General features: G+C 33.0%; 4 protein-coding genes. 2 read left to right on the top strand and 2 right to left on the bottom strand.

Annotation, left to right across the window (positions count from 1 at the left end; all coding sequences use genetic code 11):
* The coding region (locus tag ACWVCY_RS13650; RefSeq protein WP_455143476.1) for a hypothetical protein at positions 1-304 on the bottom strand (304 nt) is incomplete at its 3' end.
* Between the two features lie 216 nt (positions 305-520).
* Here ACWVCY_RS13650 and ACWVCY_RS13645 point away from each other — a divergent pair.
* Entirely contained in the window at positions 521-1,153 is a 633-nt protein-coding gene (locus ACWVCY_RS13645) for a pyroglutamyl-peptidase I (protein ID WP_455143474.1), read from the top strand.
* A 14-nt stretch (positions 1,154-1,167) separates the two neighbouring features.
* Here ACWVCY_RS13645 and ACWVCY_RS13640 read toward each other — a convergent pair whose 3' ends face one another.
* The gene (locus ACWVCY_RS13640; protein ID WP_455143473.1) at positions 1,168-2,283 is read right to left on the bottom strand and encodes a lipoate--protein ligase family protein; all 1,116 of its coding nucleotides are present in this window, start codon (positions 2,281-2,283) and stop codon (positions 1,168-1,170) included.
* Between the two features lie 189 nt (positions 2,284-2,472).
* Here ACWVCY_RS13640 and cofD point away from each other — a divergent pair, with 189 nt between their 5' ends.
* A complete protein-coding gene (cofD, locus tag ACWVCY_RS13635; protein WP_455143471.1) occupies positions 2,473-3,405 on the top strand; it encodes a 2-phospho-L-lactate transferase in 933 nt (310 codons plus the stop codon).
* Positions 3,406-3,556: the final 151 nt, after the last annotated feature.

Below are 3,556 nucleotides of genomic sequence, written 5' to 3'. Positions count from 1 at the left end.
TTGCAGTTAAATTGAAATCTAGGACTCCATTTCCAATCAGTTCAAAAACTGGATGGTTAAACATCGTAATATTCCAATTTATCCGATATTCATCAAAATAAGTTGGATATTGGCTATTAGCAATTCGACTCTGTGACATATCCCAGTTTCCAATAATATCAAAAAGAAGTCTCTCATTCTCACTCAATCTATTCCGTGAGGCAGAATATGATTGATAATCTCCAATTCTAACCGATCTAAGGGTTAAAGTACCTATTAGCAAGATAAAAAGAAATAATTGGATAGATATAATACTCCTTCTCATCAATCATCCCACAAAATATAAGTCATGTTTTAGATAATTTGATAATTTTTAAGAGTTGTCAAAATTATAGTCTAGAAAATAATCCTTACTATTAGATTAATTTTCACTTGAATAGATCAATACTTTAATGAATAAGAATTGAAGGGATATTCACTAAACGAGTCTTCAAGGACTGTATCACTTTTCTTCCTAAAAATGAATTTATAGGGAATCATTATGGTAATAATATTAGTAACAGGATTTGAACCATTTGGAGAATATAAAACTAATCCTTCCCAAGAGATTGCTCAAAATCTCGATAAAAAAAGAATAAATGGATTTAAAATTATTGGGAGAGTCATTCCATTACGTTACAAAGAGATTCAAAGTTTAATTCATAGTCATATAGCGGAAAATGATCCAGATATCATTCTGGCTTTAGGCCAAGCACCACGTCCCTCAATATCGATCGAAAGGGTTGCAATAAATATTGCTGACGTTTCTAAAATTGGATATAACTGTGGTTCAGCTCCAAAAGATGAAAAACTTGTAGAAGAAGGTCCCGTGGCCTATTTTTCTACTTTACCTATTAGAAAAATACAGGAATATCTTAGAAAGCATAATATTCCTTGTTATATTTCAAATTCAGCTGGGACTTTTGGATGTAACCAAATCTTTTATTACATGATGAATTATTTAGAAGAATCATCACGTTTAGCTAAAGTTCAAGCAGGGTTTATTCATCTCCCCTTAACACCAGAACAAGTGATTTCTAGTCCACATTCCGCCAATATGGAACTGCAGTTAATGAAAAGAGCGATTGATTTAATTATTGAGTATCTTGTACAAGGGGATAAAAGAAATGATTAACTATTCATTTTCGTCTATTTTAGTGTGAGTTGTTGATAAGCATTAATTATTGCTTGCGAAAGATCTTTTGCATTTGTTCCTGGAGTTTCACAATGGTTGTTTTGAAGAAAATTTTCAATTTTATCGGTTAATGTACCTTGTTGTAAATCTATTCCTTTTAGAAATTGTTCTAAAAGCGGTAGTACGGTATCAGGATAAATCCAAAAGTCTCCACTTATTAAGATATCATTTAAAATTGTATCACGAAATTCACAAATCACTTGAATTAACCCACCAGTTGATTTATAAGTTCCTTGTACAACATGGGCAGAACTATGAATTTTTATCTTATTTAGGAGATTAGCACCGCGCTGAGTCACTTGAAATCGCCATTCATCTGTTAAATATTCTTGATGTAAGTCGTCCATTATTTTAAGGGTTTCTGGAGAAAGTTTTGTAGATACTAGACTAATACCAAGTTTCGATTCTATCTTTGAGATGTATGTCTCAATAATTTCTTTCCTTGATGGAATTTCCCCTAATTCATCCAAAAAAGAAGATATTCCGTCTTCTAAGGTTTTATATACTTTATTACGAAATTTTTCATCTGGAACTCGAAGAATTTCAACCAATTGTTTCTTAGGAAAATCAAGGATGAAATTACCTACTAAAACTTGAGCTTTTTCAAGAAGTGCAGCCCCATTCCCCGATAATTTTCGTCCTTTGCAAATTATATCGTTGATTGGTTGATAGTGAGCATCTACTCCAAAGGTACGGTAAGTGTCAACAACTGGTTCTAATAATAGAGAGTACATTTGATGAACAGGACGAGGTACTATTCCCGAGTCGATATGTGAAACAATATGATAAAAAATTTGATTTTTGTTTAATAGAACCGCACCTCCTCCGCATGCGCGCCTAATAACTGGAATATTTAATAGTTCACATTTTTCTAGATCTACAACCATATCAATCGCTTGATGAAATCCACAAGAGACAAAAGGGTCACGAGGCCAATCTATGATGAGAATATCATGATCCTGTATTCCTCTACTCCGTGCTAAAGCGGCAGCATGCCAAATAGTTTGTGTATTTATACTCTCTGTTTCTTTAAGGAGGATTAAATCCCATTCCTTGGTGTTTTGGGGCATTTGAATCAGGCCTACAAACAAAAATTGTCATATCTCGAATTTAAATCTTTTATGAATCTATTCTATTTAATACCTAAAAGAATGAAGGATTAAATTTAATCAAGCTAAATTCAAAAATAATAGGTAGTAAAGAATTTTTTTAATCAATTGTAGTCTGTATTTAGTCTCTGTTTTCCTGAAGGTTATTTAATGATTAATAAAAATGTAGTTTTTCTTTCTGGAGGAACAGGTACACCAAAGCTATTGAAAGACGGGATTAAGTTATTTGATGAGCGAAAAGTAACGATTATTGGAAATACTGGTGACGATTGGAATTTTTATGGCCTTTATGTTTCCCCAGACATCGATAGTGTTCTTTTGACCTTATCGAACCTTATTGATACCAAAAAATGGTGGGGTATTTATCAAGATAGTTTTAATCTAATTGATTTTCTACAAAATAAACTCAGAGAACAAATTTGGTTCAATTTGGGAGATCAGGATGCTGCGTTATGTCTTTTACGAACCAATTTATTGAATCACGGAAAAAATTTAACTGAAGTTACTGAAATTCTTTGCAAGAAATTGTCTATCATACCTCAAATTCTTCCAATGGCAGATCAACGAATTCAAACACGAATTAGAACTCCTACTAAAATAATGCACCTTCAAGAATTTTGGGTGAAATATAAAGGAAAACCAGATGTGATTAATGTTTTTTTTGATGGTGATCTCCGTGTAACTACTCTCAGCGTTCTTGAAGCAATTGAGAAAGCTGATGTCATTATTCTTGGACCAAGTAATCCTGTTTCCTCAATAGGACCTATTCTTGCAATTAATCCAATTCGAAAAGCACTACAATCTACAGCTGCTTTTTGTGCTGCAATCAGTCCAATAATTGGCACAGAAGCAGTTTCTGGGCCTACAGGTAAGTTTTTAAGAGCATGGGGAAAAGAAATCACTCCATTAACTTTAGTAGAAATGTATCAGGATTTTCTTGATCTGTGCATAATTCATGAAACTGATAAGTCTCTTCTTGAGAATTTTTCCAGTTATGAAACAATTGGAATTGCTGAAAATATTCTAATTAACTCACCTGAGAATGCAATGCATTTAATTAAGCGAATCATGGAATATTGTTAAATGGTAGACAGGAAAAACCCCTCTGTATTAGCTGCTATGGCAGGTATAACAGACGGTAATTTTGCTCATAAATTTCTAACTGAAGGAGGAGCAGGTCTTGTTACAATTGGAGGATATCCAATTGGAAAGGAGATGATTCGTGCTTCAAACC

It is taken from the genome of Candidatus Hodarchaeum mangrovi, from assembly GCF_975850365.1.
This window is presented reverse-complemented; position numbering and strand designations above follow the sequence as displayed.